Below are 18,043 nucleotides of genomic sequence, written 5' to 3'. Positions count from 1 at the left end.
CCCCGTGACGGAACAAGACGCCGGGGCGATCCTCTCTGCCCCGCTCATCATCGAGTACCCGTTCAAGCGCACGACCGGACCGGTCATCGGCGCCTTCCTCACCGGACTGCGCGAGCAGGTCCTGGTGGGATCGAAGGCCGCGGATGGCCGGGTGATCGTGCCGCCCGCCGAGTTCGACCCGGTCTCCGGTGAGGACCTCACGGAGCTGGTGGAGGTCGGCCCGGCCGGCGAGATCACCACGTGGGCATGGGTGACCCACCCCCACGAGAAGCACCCGCTCGACCAGCCGTTCGCCTGGGCGCTCATCAAGCCCGACGGCGCCGACACCCCGATGCTCGGGGCCGTCGCGGCCGACGGCATCGACGCCCTCGCCACCGGCGCCCGGGTCACCCCGGTCTGGGCCGAGGAGCGCGAAGGCCACATCAACGACCTCACCCACTGGGTGCTCGAAGCCGAAGGAGGGGCGGCCTGATGCCTCCCGAGATCTCGCTGCCCGCCTCGCTCCAGGACGTCGAGCAGGTGCGCTCGGTGCGCACCCCGGCCCGCCTGGACTACGAGTTCACCGCGGGCGAAGCGTCCTCCCGCTTCCTCAAGGGCATCACCCAGAAGAAGATCATCGGCCAGCGGGCCACGCCCGAGAGCCGGGTGTACGTGCCGCCGCGCGGCGCCGACCCCGAGCTGGGCGCCACCACCCCGATCGAGGTCGAGGTCGCCCAGGTGGGCACCGTCACCTCGTTCTGCATGGTGAACGTGGCCTTCTACGGCTCGGTCATGGAGCTGCCCTACACCAGCGCCCTGATCCTGCTCGACGGCGCCGACCTGTCGATCATGCACCTCATCCAGGAGATCCCCGCCGACGAGGTCCGCATCGGCATGCGGGTCGAGGCGGTGTGGCGCGACGACGCCGACATCGAGCCCACCCTCGAGAGCATCAAGTGGTTCCGCCCCAACGGCGAGCCCGACGACCCGAACGTGCGCATCCCCGGCGAGGACCACGGCACCGGCCTGGGCTCGTGGGTCGGCGGCGTGGCGCCCACCGAGGCGCTCATCCGCAACCCCCGCACCGGAGAAGGAGGCCAGGCCTGATGCGCGACATCGCCATCATCAGCTTCGCTCAGACCCCCGCCCAGCGGGCGGTGAAGGAGCAGAACGAGGTCGAGATGCTCATGCCCGCCATCCACGGCGCGCTGGGCCAGGTCGACATGACCATCGACGACATCGGCTTCACCTGCTCCGGCAGCACCGACTACCTCGCCGGCGTCGGCTTCAGCTTCGTGTCGACGCTCGACGGCGTCGGCCCGTGGCCTCCCATCCAGGAGAGCCACGTGGAGATGGACGGCGCCTGGGCGCTCTACGAGGCCTGGGTCAAGCTCCAGCTCGGCGAGCTCGACACCGCGCTCGTCTACTCCTACGCCAAGTCCTCGCCCGGCGACCTGCCGATGGTGCTGACCCGCCAGCTCGACCCCATCACCGTGGCCCCGCTGTGGCCGGACACGGTGAGCCTGGCCGCCCTGCAGGCCCGGGCCCTGCTCGACTCGGGCCGCTACACCGAGGAGCACTTCGCCGAGGTGGCGGCCCGCAGCCGCAAGAGCGCCCTCGACAACCCGAACGCCCAGCTGGCGTGGGACCGCCCGGCCAGCGACGTGCTGGCCGAGGAGTACCACGTGGCCCCGCTGCGCAAGAGCGACTGCGCTCCGATCACCGACGGCGCGGCGTGCATCATCCTCGCCGCCGGCGACGTCGCCCGGTCGAAGGTGGAGCGCCCGGCCTGGATCCGTGGCATCGACCACCGGGTCGAGCCCATCCACCTCGGGCTCCGGGACCTCACGGTCAGCGAGAGCACTCGCATCGCCGCCGAGAAGGCCGGCGTGGCCGACGGCGCGGTCGACGTGGCCGAGATCCACGCCCCGTTCAGCCACCAGGAGCTCATCCTGCGCGACGCCATCGGCCTGGGCGAGGACGTCGACGTCAACCCGTCGGGCGGTGCCCTCAGCGGCAACCCGATGATGACCGCCGGCCTCATCCGCGTCGGCGAGGTGGCCAACCGCATCTCGAACGGCACGGCGAACCGCGGGGTGGCCCACGCCACCAGCGGCCCGTGCCTCCAACAGAACCTCGTGACCGTCCTGGAAGGTGAGAACTGATGGGCAAGGAGCGCGTTGCCGTCGTCGGCATCGGCCAGACCAAGCACCAGGCCACCCGGGGCGACGTCTCGATGGCCGGCCTCGTCCGCGAGGCCGCCCAGCGGGCGCTTCGAGGACGCCCAGATGACCTGGAGCGACATCGACGCCGTGGTCATCGGCAAGGCCCCCGACTTCTTCGAGGGCGTGATGATGCCGGAGCTGTTCCTGGCCGACGCCCTCGGCGCCACCGGCAAGCCCATGTTCCGGGTCCACACCGCCGGTTCCGTGGGCGGGTCCACCGCCATCGTGGCCAGCCAGCTGATCCAGGCCGGGCTCCACGAGCGGGTCCTCACCGTGGCCTTCGAGAAGCAGTCCGAGTCCGAGGCCATGTGGGCCCTCTCGCTGCCGATCCCGTTCACCCCGCCGCTCCACGCCGGGGCGGGCGGCTACTTCGCCCCCCACATCCGCAGCTACATCCGCCGCTCCAAGGCGCCGGACCACGTGGGCATGCTGGTGGCGCTCAAGGACCGCCAGAACGGCATCAAGAACCCCTACGCCCACCTCCACGAGCACGACATCTCGTTCGACTCCATCAAGGAGTCGATGATGCTGTGGGACCCCATCCGCTACGCCGAGACCTGCCCGTCGTCCGACGGTGCCTGCGCCCTCGTGCTGGGCAGCGAGAAGGTGGCCGACGACGCCATGGCCGAGGGCCGCCAGCCGGCCTGGATCCAGGGCACGGCCATGCGCTCCGAGCCCACCCTGTCGGCCGAGCGCGACACCGTGCTCCCGCTCGGCGGTGCCCTGTGCGCCGCCGACGTCTACAAGCAGGCGGGCATCACCAACCCCCGCAAGGACGTCGACGCCGTCGAGATGTACGTGCCGTTCAGCTGGTTCGAGCCCATGTGGCTGGAGAACCTCGGCTTCGCCGAGCCCGGCGAGGGCTGGAAGATGACCGAGGCCGGCGCCACCGCCATGGACGGCGACCTGCCGGTCAACATGAGCGGCGGCGTGCTCTGCACCAACCCCATCGGCGCCTCCGGCATGCTCCGCTTCGGCGAGATCGCCATGCAGGTCCGGGGCACCGCCGGCGAGCACCAGGTCGACGGCGTCCGCCGCGGCGTGGGCCACGCCTACGGCGGCGGCTCGCAGTTCTTCGCCATGTGGGTCGTCGGCTCCGAGAAGCCCTAGCCCTCCGCACCCCGAACCGGGCAGGGTTCTCGGGGCTCTGGCCCCGAGAACCCCACCCGGTTCGCCGGGGGTGGCACTACGGTTCCGGCTTTGGGTGGCCGCCGGGCGGCGGGCGCCGGGAGGGCAGCACCATGGTGAACGCCGAGAAGCGACGTCGGACGGCTGCGCCGAGCCGCCCGAAGGGCCAGACCGCGACGGGCGTCGACGTGTCCGAGACCGGGACGGCCCGGCCGGCGGCGAGCACGAGCGCCAAGCTGCGCTACAAGTTCGACCTCGCCCTGTCCCGGGGCCCGCTCGTGGTCATCGGCTACCTCGGCCTGGTGATGCTGGCGATCATCGTGGTGGCGGCGGTCATCCTCATGGTCACCGGCATCGGCGGCGTCAACGGCGGCGGCTCGGTCAGCAACCCCTTCGAGGCGTTCTGGCAGGCCCTGCTGCGGGTGCTCGACTCGGGCACGTTCGCGGCCGACTCGTCCTGGCCCGCCCGGTTCCTCGGCCTGTTCATCACCCTCGCCGGCATCTTCCTGGCCGGCAGCCTCATCGGCCTCATCGCCAACGCCGTCGACCAGCAGATCGAGCAGCTCCGCAAGGGCCGCTCCACCGTGCTGGAGGACGGCCACACCCTGGTGCTGGGCTGGTCGCCCCGCCTGCCCACGATCCTCACCGAGATCGTCGAGGCCAACGCGAACCAGAAGCGCGCCGCCTTCGTCGTGCTGGCCAACGTGCCCAAGGACGAGATGGAGGACGAGCTGCGGCTCAAGGTCCCCGACCACGGCACCACCCGCGTGGTGTGCCGCACGGGCGACCCGTCGCGCCCCGGCGATCTCGAGATGGTCAACGTCGGTGGTGCCCGGTCGATCATCGTGCTGGCCGGCGACGAAGGCGACGCCGGCGTGGTGAAGGCCGTGCTGGCCGTGCGCAGCCTCGACCCCCGGTTCACCTCCGCCCACGTGGTGGCCGAGCTGGAGAACGCCGGCCACGCCCGCACGCTGCGCACGCTCACCGAAGGGCGCATCGTCACCATCCAGGCCGACGAGGTCATCGCCCAGGTCACCGCCCAGGCGTGCCACCAGGCCGGCCTGGCCTCGGTCTTCCGCGAGCTGCTCGACTTCGACGGCGACGAGATCTACTTCACGCCCGTCGACGAGCTCGTCGGCGTCGCCTACCGCGACATCCTGCTGGCCTTCGAGGGCTGCTCCGTCCTGGGCTGGATCACCGACGACGGCGTCGTCGAGCTGAACCCGCCGGCCGCCGCCACCTTCGGCGCCGGCTACGAGCTGATCTCGGTGGCCGAGGACGACGACAAGGTCCTCTTCACCGGCGTGGTCCCCATGCCCGAGGTCACCGTCGACTGCACGGTGCCGTTCGAGGAACCGTCGCAGCGGGTGCTGATGATCGGCTGGTCCGACCTCGGCCCCGGGGTGCTCTCCGAGCTCGACGAGTTCCTCACCGAGGGCTCCTCGGTGGACCTCATGGTCGATCCCGAGCTGTTCGACGTGGCGGCGCTGGACCCGGCCGTGCCCGGTTGCGAGCACTGCGCCATCGCCGTCCACCCGCTGGGCGGCGGGCCCGAGGAGCTCATCGCCATGGCCGGCGGCGGCTACGACCAGGCGATCGTGCTCGGGTACCGCGACCCCGTCTCGGTGGGCGAGGCCGACGCCCGCACCATGCTCACCCTGCTCACGCTGGACAAGGCGTTCCCCAAGGGGCCTGGTGGGCCCCGGGTGGTGGCCGAGATGCTCGACCGGGCCAACGTGGCCGTGGCCCAGACCACCGGCGTCGAGGACTTCATCGTCAGCGACGAGCTGTCCAGCCTGATGATCGCCCAGCTCTCGGAGCGCCTCGAGCTGCACATGGTCTTCGACGAGCTCTTCGACGCCGACGGCTGCTTCGTGGCCCTGCACCCCGCCCCGCTCTACGCACCGGCCGAGCCCGTCGCCTTCGCCGCCATCGTGGCTGCGGCCAGCCAGCGCGGCGAGACCGCCTTCGGCTGGCGGGTGGCCGCCACCGGCGAGGTGGTGGTCAACCCGCCGAAGTCGACCTCCATCGCCCTCGGCCCGGTCGATCAGGTGCTCGTGCTCGGCCCCCGCGCCACCCGCCCCGTCACCGAGGCCGACGTCCCGGCCCGCCCTGCCACCGCCGTCGACTGAGGGCCCGTCGACCAGGAGGTGGAGCCCGTTCCATGACAGATGTCATGGAGAGGTCGTGACGGGCGGCGACTACCGCCGAGCGCCGCTCGGGCGCACGGTGGAGCCATGCTCGAGACCCTCCCCCCAGACGGCATCCGCCTCCACGACCTGACCAAGGCCTTCGGGCCGGTCCAGGCGGTCCGCGGCATCGACCTGGCGGTGGCGCCGGGCGAGATCGTGGCCCTCCTCGGCCCGAACGGCGCCGGCAAGTCCACCACCGTCGACCTGCTGCTCGGCCTGGCCCAGCCCGACGCCGGCGAGGCCGCCATCTTCGGCCGCTCGCCCCGCCAGGCGATCGACGAGGGCATCGTCGGCGCCATGCTCCAGAGCGGCGGGCTGCTGCGCGAGCTCTCGGTCCGCGAGCTCATCGCCATGGTGGGCTCGCTGTTCCCCCACGCCCTGCCCGTCCAGGAGGTCCTCGACCTCTGCGGCATCGGCGAGCTGGCCGACCGCCGCACCCACAAGCTCTCGGGCGGCGAGTCGCAGCGGGTGCGCTTCGCCCTGGCCATCGTGTCGGACCCCGACCTCCTGGTGCTCGACGAGCCGACGGTGGCCATGGACGTGGGCGCTCGCAACGCCTTCTGGACCGCCATGCGGGCCTTCGCCGCCCGGGGCAAGACCGTGCTCTTCGCCACCCACTACCTGGAGGAGGCCGACGCCTGGGCCGACCGGATCGTGCTGATGGCCCGGGGCCGGATCGTGGCCGACGGCGCCACCACCGAGATCAAGGCCAAGGTCGGGCGGCGCACCGTGCGCTTCACGCTGGCCGACGCCGACCTCGACCGGCTGGGCGCCCTGCCGGGCGTGGCCCAGGCCGAGCACCACGGCGGCTCGGTCCTGCTCACCTGCAGCGACGCCGATGCTGCCCTGCGCGCCCTGGTGGCCGCCGAGCCGACGGCCGCCGACTTCGAGGTCCGCGGCGCCGGCCTCGAGGCCGCCTTCCTGGAGCTCACCGCCGACGAGCCCGAGGTCGACCAGCCCGCTCCCACCCTCGACGCCCCGGAGGTCGTCCGATGAACCGCCAAGCCCTCACCTACGCCCGCTACGAGGTGCTGCGCACGTTCCGCAACACCCGCTTCTTCATCTTCTCGCTCGTGTTCCCGGTGGTGCTCTACCTGCTCATCGCCGGCCCGAACCGCCACGAGAAGGTCAGCGGCATCCCGCTGCCGCTCTACTTCATGACCGGCATGGCCGCCTTCGGCACGATGATGGCGATCGTGTCCACCGGCGGGCGCATCGCCGCCGAGCGCCAGGTGGGGTGGAACCGCCAGCTCCGGCTCACGCCGCTGCGACCGTCGGCCTACTTCAGCGCCAAGGTGCTGTGCGGCTACGGCCTCGCCGCGGTGTCGATCCTGGTGCTGTACGCGCTCGGCATCGGCTTCGGGGTCCACCTCTCGGCTCGGGCGTGGCTGACCATGACCGGGCTGATCCTGGTGGGCCTGGTGCCCTTCGCCGCCCTGGGCATCGCCGTCGGCCACCTGGTGTCCACCGACTCCATGGGGCCGGCCATGGGCGGCATCACCTCGCTGCTGGCCCTGCTCGGCGGGGTCTGGGGGCCGATCGCCGAGCACGGCTTCCTGCACGACCTGTCCCAGGCCATCCCCTCCTACTGGCTGGTGCAGGCGGGCAAGGTGGCGTTGGAAGGGCATGCTTGGCCCATGAAGGGCTGGGTGGTCATCGGGATCTGGTCGCTGGTGCTGGGGCGGGTCGCGGCCTGGTCCTACCGGCGGGACACGGCTCGGGCCTAGCGGTGGGTCGCCTCGACGACGTCCTCGCCAAGCGCTTCGCGTCCCCGGCGGCCCCGGCCGCCGGGGACGGCCCCCGCCCCGAGCCGGGCTGGCAGGCCGACACGGGGCTGGCCCGCCTGCGGTGGCTGGTCTTCCCGGCGGTGTTCCTGGCCTACCTGGGCCAGACGGCGAGCGGCGTGGACCGCTACGCCCACGGGCCCGGCAAGGCGGTGGGCTACGCCCTCATCGCCCTCTTCTGCGTGGTCTACCTCGCCACCCTGCAGGTCTCCCGGCTGCAGCCGGACCAGCCGTCGCGGCGGGCCGACCTCGGCCTGGCGGCGCTGGTGGCGATCTGCGCCCTCGAGGTGCCGTTCGCCCACGAGGACGCGTTCGTCATGCTCATCTACGTCCTGGTGCTGGCCATCTCCCGCCTCGGCGGCCGGGCCCTGCCGCTGGTGGTGGCGGCCTTCGCGGCCTCCACGTTCGTCCCGTCGCTCGTGCCGGGGTGGCACCAGGGCATCGAGGTCGACCTCGGGGTCTCGATGCTCGTGGTGGCGTTCGCCATGTGGGCCTTCTTCGGGGTCATCCGCGTGAACCGCGAGCTCGGCGCCGCCCGGGCCGAGGTCGCGCAGCTGGCTGCGGAGAACGAGCGCAGCCGCATCGCCCGGGACCTGCACGACCTGCTCGGCCACTCGCTGACCGCGGTCACCGTGAAGGCCGGGTTGGCCAAGCGCCTCGTGGCCGCCGACCCAGAGAAGGCGGCGATCGAGATCGGCGAGGTGGAGGACCTGGCTCGGCGCTCGCTGGCCGACGTGCGTGCCGCCATCTCCGGCTACCGCGAGGTGACCCTGGTCGGCGAGCTGGCGTCGGGGCGGGAGCTCCTGCGAGCGGCGGGCATCGACGCCGACCTGCCCAAGGCGGTGGAGGTGCCCGACCCCGCCACCGCCGTGCTGTTCGGCTGGGCGGTCCGTGAAGGGCTCACCAACGTGGTCCGCCACGCCCGGGCCCGGCGCTGCGCCGTGCGGGTGGGCCCGACGTGGGTGGAGGTCGTCGACGACGGGGTGATCGGGATCATGGCGGAGCCCAGCGAGGGCAACGGCCTCCAAGGCCTCCGTGACCGGGTGGCCGAGGCGGGCGCCAGCCTCGCCGTCGGGCCGCAGGTGGGCGGCGGTTGGCACCTGCGGGTGGACGCCGCCCCCACGGGGACGGTGCCGGCGTGACCATCCGCCTGCTGCTCGCCGACGACCAGGCCATCGTCCGCTCGGCCATCGCCGCCCTGCTGGAGCTCGAGCCCGACTTCGAGGTGGTGGCCCAGGTGGGCGCCGGCGACGAGGTCGTGGGGGCCGCCCGGGCCCACGAGCCCGACGTCGCCCTCCTCGACATCGAGATGCCCGGCCTCGACGGCCTCGCGGCAGCGGCCGCGCTCCGCCAGGAGGTGCCGGGGTGCCGGGTGCTGATCCTCACCACGTTCGGCCGCGCCGGCTACCTGCGCCGGGCCATGGAGGCCGGCGCCCTCGGCTTCGTGGTCAAGGACGCCCCCGCCGAGCGCCTGGCCGAGGCCGTTCGGCTCGTGGCCGCAGGGGAGCGGGTGGTCGACCCCGACCTGGCGGCGGCGACGCTGGCGGGCGGCCCGTCGCCGCTCACCGGCCGGGAGCGCGACGTGCTGGTGGCGGCACGCGACGGGGCCACCGTGGCGGAGATCGCCGGGAAGCTGTTCCTGTCGGAGGGGACCGTCCGCAACTACCTGTCGGCTGCCATCACCAAGGCCGGGGTGCGCAACCGCACCGAGGCGGTCCACCTGGCCGACGAGCGCGGCTGGCTCTGAGCGGGAGCCTCGAGCACCGCGGCGGGCGCTCAGATGGGAGCGGGGGGTGCGACCTCGACGGGCGTCTCGCCGTCTGCGGTGCCGTACTTGGCCGAGGCGGTGGCCTTGGCCGGGGTCTCGTCGAGCTTCTCGGGCCAGAACGGCGGCGGGAAGACCGTGCGGTCGTCGCTGACCTCGTCGACGTAGAACTGGGCGTACCACTTGCGGAACTTCATGAAGGGGCCGTCGTTGTCGATCAGGGCCGGCCGCACGAGGTGGGCCTTGTGCTCCCAGATCGGCATGTCCTCCTTGAACTGCTTGTCCACCTCGGCGGCGAAGGCGTCGCCCACCGAGGAGTTGAGCTTGTCGTCGCCCATGGAGCGCACGTAGAAGTTGAAGCGGGTCTCGGTGGTGTTGGCGTCGATGGGGGTGGAGGCGCTCACCAGCAACGTGTCGATGATCCCGCTGAAGCGCACGATGCTCACGCCCGGGCCGTCGGCGATGGAGTCGATGCGGCCGTTGACCACGCCGCGCGGCGTGGGGAACTTCTGGCTGGACTCCATGGTCGCCCGGTGGCCCACCGACTCGTACTTCTCGATGACCGGCACCTCGGCGGTGTTGTGCACGTACCGGAAGTGCGCCGAGTCCACTGCGTTCTCGGCCATCTCCTGGATGGCCACCTGCACGATGTGGTTGGTGTGCTTGGGCCCGGAGAACTCGCCGTTGGTGATGTCGGCGACCTCCTCGACCTCCCAGTCGGGGAGCTCGTCGTGGGGGTGGTACCAGGCGTAGATGAAGCCGTTGCGCTCCTGGGTGGGATAGGCCTTGACCTTGGCCCGGCCGTTGGTGCGCTCGGAGTACGGGATGTCGCTGTTGTTGCCCTCGGCGTCGAACTTCCAGCCGTGGAACGGGCAGACGAGCTGGCAGCCGTCGACGTGGCCGCCGTGGCCGAAGTGGGCGCCCAGGTGCGGGCAGAACGCGTCGGACGTGTGGGCCACGCCCTCCTCGTCGCGCCACAGCGCCAGGTGGGTGTCGAAGTAGTAGGCGGCCTTGGTCTGGCCCACGGCGAGGTCGGGGGACTCGGCCACCGCGAACCAGCCCACCGGCATGGTGAAGGGGTAGCGGGTCTGGGCCTTGCGCTCGCTCACGGGAACACCTCGTCCGGGGGTCAAAACTAGAACAGGTTCTAGTATAGCCCGGCGGTCACTCGTCGAGCTTGAAGACCTTGATGGCGTTCTCGCGCAGGAACTTCGGCCAGACGTGGTCCTTGAAGGCCACGTCGGGCATCTGCTCGAAGATCTTGTCCAGGCTCAGGCCCATGGGGAAGTAGCCGGCGTAGAGGATCTTGTCGGCGCCGCGGGTGTTGGCGTAGTCGACGATGGCCTTCGGGTAGTACTTCGGCGCGAAGGCGGAGGTCGAGTAGTAGAGGTTCGGCCACTTGAGCAGGAGCTTGGCGGCCAGCTCGGCCCACGGCTCGGCGCCGTGGCGCATCACGAACTTGAGCTCCGGGAAGAACCAGCAGACCTCGTCGATCAGCATGGTCTCCTGGCAGGCGCTGGGCACCCGGGGCCCGCAGATCCCGGTGCAGACGTTGATCGGGATGTCGAGCTCGATGCACTTGGCGTAGAGCGGGAAGAACCGCTTGTCGTTGATCGGCACCTGGGGGAGGTAGCCGGCCGGGAAGGCGATGGCCGCCTTGATGCCCAGCGTCTCGTAGGCCTTCACCAGGTCGCGCACCCCGGCCATGCCCTGGTTCGGATCGACGCTGAAGGAGCCGATGAAGCGGTCGGGGTGGTCGCGCACGGCGCGCACCTTGTCGTCGCGGTCCTCGGAGAAGCCGACGCCGATCATGGCCTTCTCGATGCCGTGGGCGTCCATCATCTTCAGCACCTGCGCCACGGGATCGGCCTCGGCCTCGATGTGCGGGACGCCCTTGAACATGTACTGGGCGGGGAACTCGTAGTCCTTGGACTCCTCCCGCAGCTGGGGCTTCAGGAACTCGTACCAGTGCGCCTGGTCGGCGCCTGGGATGTCGAGCATGAGGTCGATGATCCCGATGTCGGTGGGCATGGCCATGGCTCGCACCCTAGAGGACGGAAGTAGAACGTGTTCTCGTTCTGCGGGCTACCGTTCGGCCATGGCAGCAGACGATCTCAAGCTCGGCCTCGTCCTCGGCTATTGGTTCGCCCAGCCCCCGGTCGGCGTCCCCGAGGCCATCGCCACCGCGGAGGAGCTCGGCTTCGACTCCATCTGGTCGGCCGAGGCCTACGGCTCCGACTGCTTCACCCCGCTCGCCTGGTACGGCTCGCAGACCACCACCGCACGGCTCGGCACCGGCGTGTGCCAGATGGCGGCCCGCACGCCCGTGGCCACCGCCATGTCGGCGCTCACGCTCGACCACCTCACCGGGGGCCGGTTCATGCTGGGCCTGGGCGCCTCGGGCCCGCAGGTGGTGGAGGGCTGGTACGGCCAGCCGTACCCGAAGCCGCTGGCCCGCACGCGGGAGTACATCGAGATCGTGCGCCGGGTGCTGGCCCGCGAGGAGCCGGTGGACTTCCAGGGCGAGCACTACCAGGTGCCGAACCTGGGCGAGGGCACCATGGGCCTGGGCAAGCCCATCAAGAGCATCACCCACCCCCGCCGCGCCGACCTGCCGATCCTGCTCGGCGCCGAGGGGCCGAAGAACGTGGCGCTGGCCGCCGAGATCGCCGACGGGTGGCTCCCGATCTTCCTGTCGCCGGAGCTCGACGTGCACTACCGCGAGTGCCTGGCCGAGGGCTTCGCCCGACCCGGTGCCCGCCACACCAGCCTCGACACCTTCGAGATCCCGAACATGGTCAACATCGTGATCGGCGACGACGTCGAGGAGGCGGCCACCTTCGTGCGCATGTCGCTCGGCTTCTACATCGGCGGCATGGGCGCTCGCGAGGTCAACTTCCACGCCAACCTCTTCACGCGCATGGGCTACGGCGACGAGGTGGCCGACATCCAGGACCTGTTCCTGGCCGGTCGCAAGGACGAGGCCATCGCCCGCGTGCCGCTCTCGCTGGTGGAAGACGTCGCCATGGTCGGTCCCATCGACAAGATCCGCGAGGAGCTCGACCAGAAGTGGCGCAAGACCGCCATGACCACCCTGCTGGTCAGCGGCAGCCCCGACCACCTCCGCACCGTCGCCGACCTCGTCCACGGCTGAGCGCGGAACGGGGCCGGGACCTGGTCGCCGGAGCGACCAGGTCCCCGCCCCGTTCGTGGTGGTCGGGTGGGGGAGCGGGGCCCGGACGGGAGCCCGGGGGCCTCCGCTACTGGGTCTTGGAGAAGCGGGCGGTGGCCAGGGTGCTGAAGACCAGGAAGATGCCGGCGCACCAGACCAGGCTCAGCGCCACCCAGTAGGCGGTGGAGTGGCCGATGCCCACGACGTCGGTGCCGCCCTGCATGAGGCTGCGCACGGCGTTGATGATCACGCTGACGGGCTGGTTGGCGGCGAAGGGCTGCATCCAGCCGGGCATGGAGGCCACCGGCACGTTGGCGTTGGAGATGAAGCTGAACGGGATCACCAGCATGGACATGCCCTGCGCCGCCTGGGCGTTGCCCGAGATCAGGCCCAGCGTGATGAAGATCCAGCTGAAGGCGTAGCCGGCCACCAGCATCAGCAGGAAGGCCAGCAGGATCGAGCCGATCCCGCCGTGGGCCCGGAAGCCGATGATGAAGCCGATGATGGCGGTGGTGAAGATGCCCCAGCCGACGAGGGCGCCGTCGGCGAGCGACCGGCCCATCATCACCGCGGCCCGGGGGATGGGCAGCGAGCGCAGGCGGTCGTAGACGCCGGACGACGAGTCCTCAGCCACGCCGGACGCGGCACCCATGCCGGTCCAGAGGATGACGGTGACCAGGAAGCCCGGCACCAGCCAGTCGACGTAGTTGAGGTCGCCCCGGGTGGAGATGGCGCCGCCGAAGACGTAGCGGAACATGAACAGGAACAGCGCGCCCTGGATGGTGCCCATCATGAGCAGCTGCGGGGTGCGGAAGAACTGCAGGACCGTGCGACGGCCGGTGGCCAGCGCTGCGGTGGTGAAGCCGGCCCCGGTGGCGGCGTCCTTGGTGGCCGGCAGGGTGTCGGCCGTGGTGGCGGGATCGAGGGCGGTGGTGGAGGTGGTGGAGGTCATGAGGAGGTCCCTTCTCAGGCCGCAGCGGAGGCGTCGGGGTCGGTGTCGGAGGCGTCGATGGGCTGGCCGGTCAGGGCGAGGAAGACCTCGTCGAGGGTGGGGCGGCGGAGGCCGATGTCGTCGACGGCGAGCGAGCGCTCGTCGAGCAGGCGGACCACGCTGGAGAGCTGGTCGGCGCCGCCGGTGACCGGCACCGACACGCGCTGGGTGTCGTGGTCGATGCGGGGCGGCTCGGATCCCACGCCGGCGAGCACCTCGCTGACGGCGTCGAGGTCGCGGCCCCAGCGGGGGCGCACCTCGATGACGTCGCTGCCGCCCTGGCCCTTGAGCTCGTCGGGCGTGCCCGAGGCGATCACCCGGCCGTGGTCGATGATCACGACGTCGCGAGCCAGCTGGTCGGCCTCTTCGAGGTACTGGGTGGTGAGCAGCACGTCGGTGCCGTCGGCCACCAGGGTGCGGATGGCCTCCCAGAGCTCCATGCGGCTGCGGGGGTCGAGGCCGGTGGTGGGCTCGTCGAGCAGCAGGAGGCGGGGCCGGCCCACCAGGCTGGCGCCGAGGTCGAGCCGGCGGCGCATGCCGCCGGAGTAGGTCCGCACGAGGCGATCGCCGGCGTCGGCGAGGCCGAGCTGCTCGAGGACCTTGCCGGCGGCCTGCTTGACCTCGCGCTTGTCGAGGCCGAAGAGCCGGGCGACCATCTCGAGGTTCTCCTTGCCGGTCATGGCCGGCTCCACCGAGGCGTACTGGCCGGCCAGGCCGATGACCCGCCGCACCTCCTTCGGGTGCGTGGCGGCGTCGATCCCGGCCACGTGGAGGGTGCCCGAGGTGGGTCGCAGGAGGGTGGCCACCGCGCTGATGAAGGTGGTCTTGCCGGCGCCGTTCGGGCCGAGCAGGGCGGTGAGCCGGCCCGACTCGGCGGTGAGGTCGAGCCCGTCGAGCGCGTGCACCTCGCCGAAGTGCTTGGTGAGGCCCTGGGCCTCGATGGTGGGGGACATCTGTTCTCCTCGGGTGGTGCTTCGGTCTGTCTTGCAGGGTGCGCCTGGTAACCGGTCAACCTGTGGCCGGTTTGGCGGAGGTCTCGGAGGTTCTTCGCTCGGCGGGGTGCGGTTCCGACGCCGGGGCGCCGGGGAACTCATCGGTCGGGGTCGGGCTCGGGGGTCGGTGGGTCGTCGAGCAGGCGCCACTCCGGGTCGTAGCTGTCCTCGCCGGGCGTGAAGCCGCCGTCGGCGTCGTAGAAGCGGCGCCACATGCCGATGCCCTCGAGGGTGCCCTTGCGGATCTCGGCCGCCAGATCGGCGACGTAGCTGCGCTCGGCCCGGAGGAGCGCCTCGCCGTAGTCGGACTCCAGGGCGAAGACCCGGGGCAGGCCGAGCTCCTCCTGGAACACCACCCGGCCGGCCCGGTGGCGGCCGAGCTTCGAGGTCGATGGCGAGCAGGCGACGCTCCAGCAGGGCGACCGCCTCGCCGGGGGGCAGGGAGGGGAGCAGGGAGAGGGCGGCCTCGAACGCCGTGTACTCCTTCTGCGGGATGGCCACCAGGTCCGACAGCCAGTCGGTGAGCTCGCCCATGCCGGCCTCGGTGATCCCGTAGATGGTGCGCTCGGGGCGGCGGCCTTCCCGCACCACCTCCACCACCTCGATGAAGCCGTCTTCCAGCAGCTTGTCGACCACGGCGTAGAGCGCCCCGTAGTTGAGCCGGATGCTCTCGTGCTTGTGCCGGGTCTTCAGCGTGGCCGCGATGTCGTAGGGGTGGCGCGGCCCTTCCTGCAGGACCGAGAGGATCGCCAGGGCGAGCGGGTTGGAGCGGCGGCGCGGGGCCATGCCCGCCAGTGAATGCTCTGGCCAGAGCACTTGTCAAGGGACATCTGCGCCGAACGTGGACCCCGACGAGGCGATCGGGTGTCCGGTTGGGGTTGTGCAAACGGTCACCGGTAGGGTCCTGGGCCATGTCGGACACGCTGCAGCCGGTCTCCATCTCGCCTCGTCCGGGCCTGGCCAAGGCGTCGCGGCCGCCGCTCGCGGCCGACGTCGCCCGCAAGGCCATCCGCGCCGCCGAGGTCGCCCTGCTCGACGAGCGGCGCATGCTCACCGCGGACGAGCTGGCCGAGCTGGCCCACGTCCCCGACAGCGCCGTGCCGTCGCTCGCCGCCCTCGCCCACGAGGTGCGGCTGAGCTGGTGCGGGCCCGAGGTCGAGGTCGAAGGGATCCTGTCGGCCAAGACCGGCGGCTGCCCCGAGGACTGCCACTTCTGCAGCCAGTCGGCCGCCTTCGACACTCCGGTGAAGGCCACCCCGTTCCTCGACACCGAGGAGGTCCTGGCCGCCGCCCGCGAGACCGCCGAGCTGGGTGCCTCGGAGTTCTGCATCGTGCTCGCCGTGCGAGGCCCCGACGAGCGCACCATGGGCCGCATCCTCGAGCTGGTGCCGCTGGTGAAGGCCGAGACCGGCCTGAACGTGGCCGTGTCGGCCGGCATCCTCACCGCCGACCAGGCCCAGCGGCTGGGCGAGGGCGGCGTCCACCGCTACAACCACAACCTCGAGACCGCCGCCTCCTTCTTCCCCCGCGTGGTCACCACCCACGACTACGCCGAGCGGCTCGAGACCTGCGAGCTGGTGCGCGCCAACGGCATGGAGCTGTGCTGCGGCGCGCTGCTCGGCATGGGTGAGAGCGTCGACCAGCGCCTGGAGCTCATCGAGCAGCTGCGCTCGGTCGAGCCGGCCGAGGTCCCGCTCAACTTCCTCAACCCCCGTCCGGGCACGCCGCTCGGCGAGGCGCCGATCGTCGAGGCGCTGGAGGCCATCCGCTGGATCGCCATGTTCCGCCTCGGCCTCCCGTCGGTGATCCTGCGCTACGCCGGCGGCCGGGAGATCACGCTCCGGGAGCTGCAGATCATGGGCATGACCTCGGGCATCAACGCCCTCATCGTCGGCAACTACCTGACCACGCTGGGCCGCACGCCCGACGAGGACCTCCAGATGCTCGACGACCTCAAGATGCCCATCGGCGTCCTCGGCAAGGTCATCTGAGCGTGGCCGTCTCGGGCGAGGCGGGCACCGGCCCGGGGGCCGACGCGCACTGCACGTCCTGCGGCCGGCCGGCCGCCGATTGCGCCGGCTGCGCCCGCACCCTCGACCCGCCCCACTACTGCGCCACCTGTGGCACCCGCCTCGCCGTCCGGGTGAGCCCCGGCGGCTGGGTCGGCCGCTGCAAGCACCACGGCGAGGTCGCCCGCTCCTGAGCGATGCCGGTCGGCTGCCGTCGCAGCGGTCGGCGGCGACGGCCGGATGGCGCCCAGGGTCAGCCGCCGGGGCCTGGCGGCAGGAGCTGGGCGTCGCTCAGCACCCGGTCGAGGTCGTGCTCGCCGGACACGGCCCACTCGGCCGGCTCCAGACCGCAGGTGCGCTCGGCCGAGGCCGCCAGGGCACCGGCAGCAGCGGCGAGCCGAGCACTCGGCGTCGGCACCGTGCCCGGGGCCGACCGCTGCCGACGTCGGAGCTCGGCCGCCAGCCGGTCCACGGCGGCAGCGGCGCGGGCCGGGGCACGGGTCCGGACCGCCGCCACGAGGTCGGGCCACCGGCGGGCGAACGGGGCGTCGGTGCCGGCGATCGGGCCGCCGGGCTGGAGGAAGGGGTGGCCGGAGGCGATCAGCAGGTCCAGCACGCGGGCCCGGGCGACCCGCTCGGGGACGGCGTCGAAGACGTGGGGCACGGCGTAGAAGGAGCCGACCGCCTCGCCGAGGTCGAAGCCGTCGGCGAGGCGCACCTCGTAGGAGACCGGCACGGCCTCCCGGCGCAGCCCCGCCAGGATGGCGTCCTGGCCGGCGAACTGCTGCCGCAGGCGGGCGAGGCCGGCCGTGCGGTCGACGAGGTGGACGTCGTCCACGCGGATGTCCGAGCGCAGGGCGGCGCCCACGTCGGAGACCTCTCCGGGGGTGGCGGCTGGGGTGACGTAGACCGAGAGGTCGGGGTCGATGCCCCGCGCCGGCACGGCCCGGGCCGCCAAGCCGGCGCAGTAGGGGAGGCGGGGCGGCAGCGCCAGCGCCAGCTCGCGGTCCTGGTCGCCCAGGGTGAGCACCGCCGCCCCGAGCACGAGGGCGAGCACGGCGGACGCCGCGACCGCTCGCCGGGTGCGGGCCCACGGGGCTCCGGCCGCGTCGCCCACCCGGAGCGGGGTCGCCGCTCCGGCGCGGACGGCGGCCAGGACGGCATCGGCGCCGCGCGCCGTGCCCCGGCGGGCCCGGGCGTCGAGGGCCCCGCCGGTGCTGGCCTCGGAGCGGGCGCTCGACCGGCCGGGGACGGTCACGGACGATCCGCCCGGTCGCCGCCACCTGCGGACGCCGGCCGGGCTGCGGGGTCCACCAGCTCGACCACGATCGGTGCCGCTGCGGCGGCCTGGACCTCGGCGCCGAGGCGTCGGCGGGCCCGCCGCACCACCACCCGTGCTGCGGTCGGCCGGATCCCGAGGGCCGCCCCCACCTGCCCCGCCGGCAGGCCTTCGACGTCGGCGAGGTAGACGGCGGCGCGGTCCGATGCGTCGGCCCGGTCGAGGGCGGCGACCGGGCTCGTCGACGGGCTGCTCGCTCCCGACCGAGGTGCCGCCGACGGGCGGTCGAGGCGCCCGGCGATGGCGAGCGTCGAGCGCCGCAGGTCCACGAGCGGGTGGTCGAGCTCGCCCAGGCGCTGGGCGTCCAGCGTGCGGACCAGCGCCTCGTGCACGAGGTCGTCGGGGTCGACGTCGAGCGGCGCGACCACGGCGGCGAAGCGTCGCAGCGGCGGGTACAGCTCGCGGAACAGGTGGGCTTCGGCGTCGTCGTCGGTCACGGACGGCCTCCTCCCGGCTGGCGACCCGAG

At 72.3% G+C, this 18,043-nt stretch carries 18 protein-coding genes and 2 pseudogenes; 12 read left to right on the top strand and 8 right to left on the bottom strand.

All coding sequences use genetic code 11. From position 1 onward, the window contains the following. The first annotated feature begins 4 nt into the window (after positions 1-4). From KSP35_RS09075 to KSP35_RS09035, 9 genes and pseudogenes are all read left to right on the top strand, one after another. Positions 5-472, top strand: a complete 468-nt coding sequence (locus KSP35_RS09075) for a Zn-ribbon domain-containing OB-fold protein (protein WP_217001091.1) — start codon at positions 5-7, stop codon at positions 470-472. After that, positions 472-1,086: a Zn-ribbon domain-containing OB-fold protein gene (locus tag KSP35_RS09070; protein WP_217001089.1), complete on the top strand. Its 615-nt coding sequence runs from the start codon at positions 472-474 to the stop codon at positions 1,084-1,086. The genes KSP35_RS09075 and KSP35_RS09070 overlap by 1 nt, the downstream gene beginning before the upstream one ends. After that, positions 1,086-2,144 (top strand): thiolase domain-containing protein, encoded by a 1,059-nt coding sequence (locus tag KSP35_RS09065; RefSeq protein ID WP_217001088.1) that lies wholly within the window; start codon positions 1,086-1,088, stop codon positions 2,142-2,144. Before KSP35_RS09070 ends, KSP35_RS09065 begins: the two co-directional genes overlap by 1 nt. Continuing rightward, positions 2,144-3,314 (top strand): annotated as a pseudogene (locus KSP35_RS09060) (thiolase domain-containing protein). Before KSP35_RS09065 ends, KSP35_RS09060 begins: the two are co-directional and overlap by 1 nt. 131 nt (positions 3,315-3,445) lie before the next feature. After that, positions 3,446-5,464, top strand: coding sequence for a hypothetical protein (locus KSP35_RS09055; RefSeq protein WP_217001084.1), 2,019 nt, complete (start codon positions 3,446-3,448; stop codon positions 5,462-5,464). A gap of 105 nt (positions 5,465-5,569) precedes the next feature. Continuing rightward, positions 5,570-6,520 carry an ABC transporter ATP-binding protein gene (locus KSP35_RS09050; protein ID WP_217001082.1) on the top strand — a complete coding sequence of 317 codons (951 nt, stop codon included), beginning with the start codon at positions 5,570-5,572 and terminating at the stop codon, positions 6,518-6,520. Next, the gene (locus KSP35_RS09045) at positions 6,517-7,251 is read left to right on the top strand and encodes an ABC transporter permease (RefSeq protein WP_217001080.1); all 735 of its coding nucleotides are present in this window, start codon (positions 6,517-6,519) and stop codon (positions 7,249-7,251) included. The genes KSP35_RS09050 and KSP35_RS09045 overlap by 4 nt, the downstream gene beginning before the upstream one ends. Positions 7,252-7,253: 2 nt before the next feature. Beyond that, positions 7,254-8,450 carry a sensor histidine kinase gene (locus KSP35_RS09040; RefSeq protein WP_217001078.1) on the top strand — a complete coding sequence of 399 codons (1,197 nt, stop codon included), beginning with the start codon at positions 7,254-7,256 and terminating at the stop codon, positions 8,448-8,450. Then, positions 8,447-9,055 carry a response regulator gene (locus KSP35_RS09035; protein ID WP_217001076.1) on the top strand — a complete coding sequence of 203 codons (609 nt, stop codon included), beginning with the start codon at positions 8,447-8,449 and terminating at the stop codon, positions 9,053-9,055. Before KSP35_RS09040 ends, KSP35_RS09035 begins: the two co-directional genes overlap by 4 nt. A 29-nt stretch (positions 9,056-9,084) precedes the next feature. Here the strand turns inward: KSP35_RS09035 and KSP35_RS09030 are convergent, their stop codons facing one another. Together KSP35_RS09030 and KSP35_RS09025 are read right to left on the bottom strand one after the other, a co-directional pair. After that, positions 9,085-10,182 (bottom strand): Rieske 2Fe-2S domain-containing protein, encoded by a 1,098-nt coding sequence (locus tag KSP35_RS09030; RefSeq protein WP_217001073.1) that lies wholly within the window; start codon positions 10,180-10,182, stop codon positions 9,085-9,087. 55 nt (positions 10,183-10,237) lie between these two features. After that, the gene (locus tag KSP35_RS09025) at positions 10,238-11,110 is read right to left on the bottom strand and encodes an amidohydrolase family protein (RefSeq protein ID WP_254127061.1); all 873 of its coding nucleotides are present in this window, start codon (positions 11,108-11,110) and stop codon (positions 10,238-10,240) included. 61 nt (positions 11,111-11,171) lie between these two features. On the opposite strand from KSP35_RS09025, the gene KSP35_RS09020 reads away from it, so the two are divergent. After that, positions 11,172-12,227, top strand: coding sequence for an LLM class F420-dependent oxidoreductase (locus tag KSP35_RS09020; protein ID WP_217001071.1), 1,056 nt, complete (start codon positions 11,172-11,174; stop codon positions 12,225-12,227). A gap of 106 nt (positions 12,228-12,333) precedes the next feature. On the opposite strand, the gene KSP35_RS09015 is transcribed toward KSP35_RS09020, so the two are convergent. The 4 genes and pseudogenes from KSP35_RS09015 to KSP35_RS25740 form a co-directional block, all read right to left on the bottom strand. Beyond that, a complete protein-coding gene (locus KSP35_RS09015) occupies positions 12,334-13,197 on the bottom strand; it encodes an ABC transporter permease (protein ID WP_217001069.1) in 864 nt (287 codons plus the stop codon). 14 nt (positions 13,198-13,211) lie between these two features. Further along, positions 13,212-14,189 (bottom strand): ATP-binding cassette domain-containing protein, encoded by a 978-nt coding sequence (locus tag KSP35_RS24240; protein WP_254127060.1) that lies wholly within the window; start codon positions 14,187-14,189, stop codon positions 13,212-13,214. Positions 14,190-14,326: 137 nt separating this feature from the next. Beyond that, positions 14,327-14,584 (bottom strand): hypothetical protein, encoded by a 258-nt coding sequence (locus KSP35_RS24235; protein ID WP_254127059.1) that lies wholly within the window; start codon positions 14,582-14,584, stop codon positions 14,327-14,329. Between the two features lie 223 nt (positions 14,585-14,807). After that, a pseudogene (locus KSP35_RS25740) lies at positions 14,808-15,014 on the bottom strand (PadR family transcriptional regulator); the annotation flags it as partial. A 125-nt stretch (positions 15,015-15,139) separates the two neighbouring features. On the opposite strand from KSP35_RS25740, the gene bioB reads away from it, so the two are divergent. Continuing rightward, complete coding sequence (bioB, locus tag KSP35_RS09005; RefSeq protein WP_217001065.1) at positions 15,140-16,219, top strand: biotin synthase BioB; 1,080 nt, start codon at positions 15,140-15,142, stop codon at positions 16,217-16,219. Positions 16,220-16,221: 2 nt separating this feature from the next. Beyond that, positions 16,222-16,431, top strand: a complete 210-nt coding sequence (locus KSP35_RS09000; protein WP_217001063.1) for a hypothetical protein — start codon at positions 16,222-16,224, stop codon at positions 16,429-16,431. A gap of 59 nt (positions 16,432-16,490) precedes the next feature. Here KSP35_RS09000 and KSP35_RS08995 read toward each other — a convergent pair whose 3' ends face one another. Continuing rightward, on the bottom strand, positions 16,491-17,495 hold the full coding sequence (locus tag KSP35_RS08995) for a permease-like cell division protein FtsX (protein ID WP_217001061.1): 1,005 nt from the start codon (positions 17,493-17,495) through the stop codon (positions 16,491-16,493). After that, positions 17,492-18,013, bottom strand: coding sequence for an RNA polymerase sigma factor (locus tag KSP35_RS08990; protein WP_217001059.1), 522 nt, complete (start codon positions 18,011-18,013; stop codon positions 17,492-17,494). Before KSP35_RS08990 ends, KSP35_RS08995 begins: the two co-directional genes overlap by 4 nt. Positions 18,014-18,043: the final 30 nt, after the last annotated feature.

It is taken from the genome of Aquihabitans sp. G128, assembly GCF_019048865.1.
Classification (GTDB): Bacteria; Actinomycetota; Acidimicrobiia; order Acidimicrobiales; family Iamiaceae; genus Aquihabitans.
Note: the sequence above shows the minus strand (reverse complement) of the source record. Positions and strands in the feature narration are given on the sequence as shown.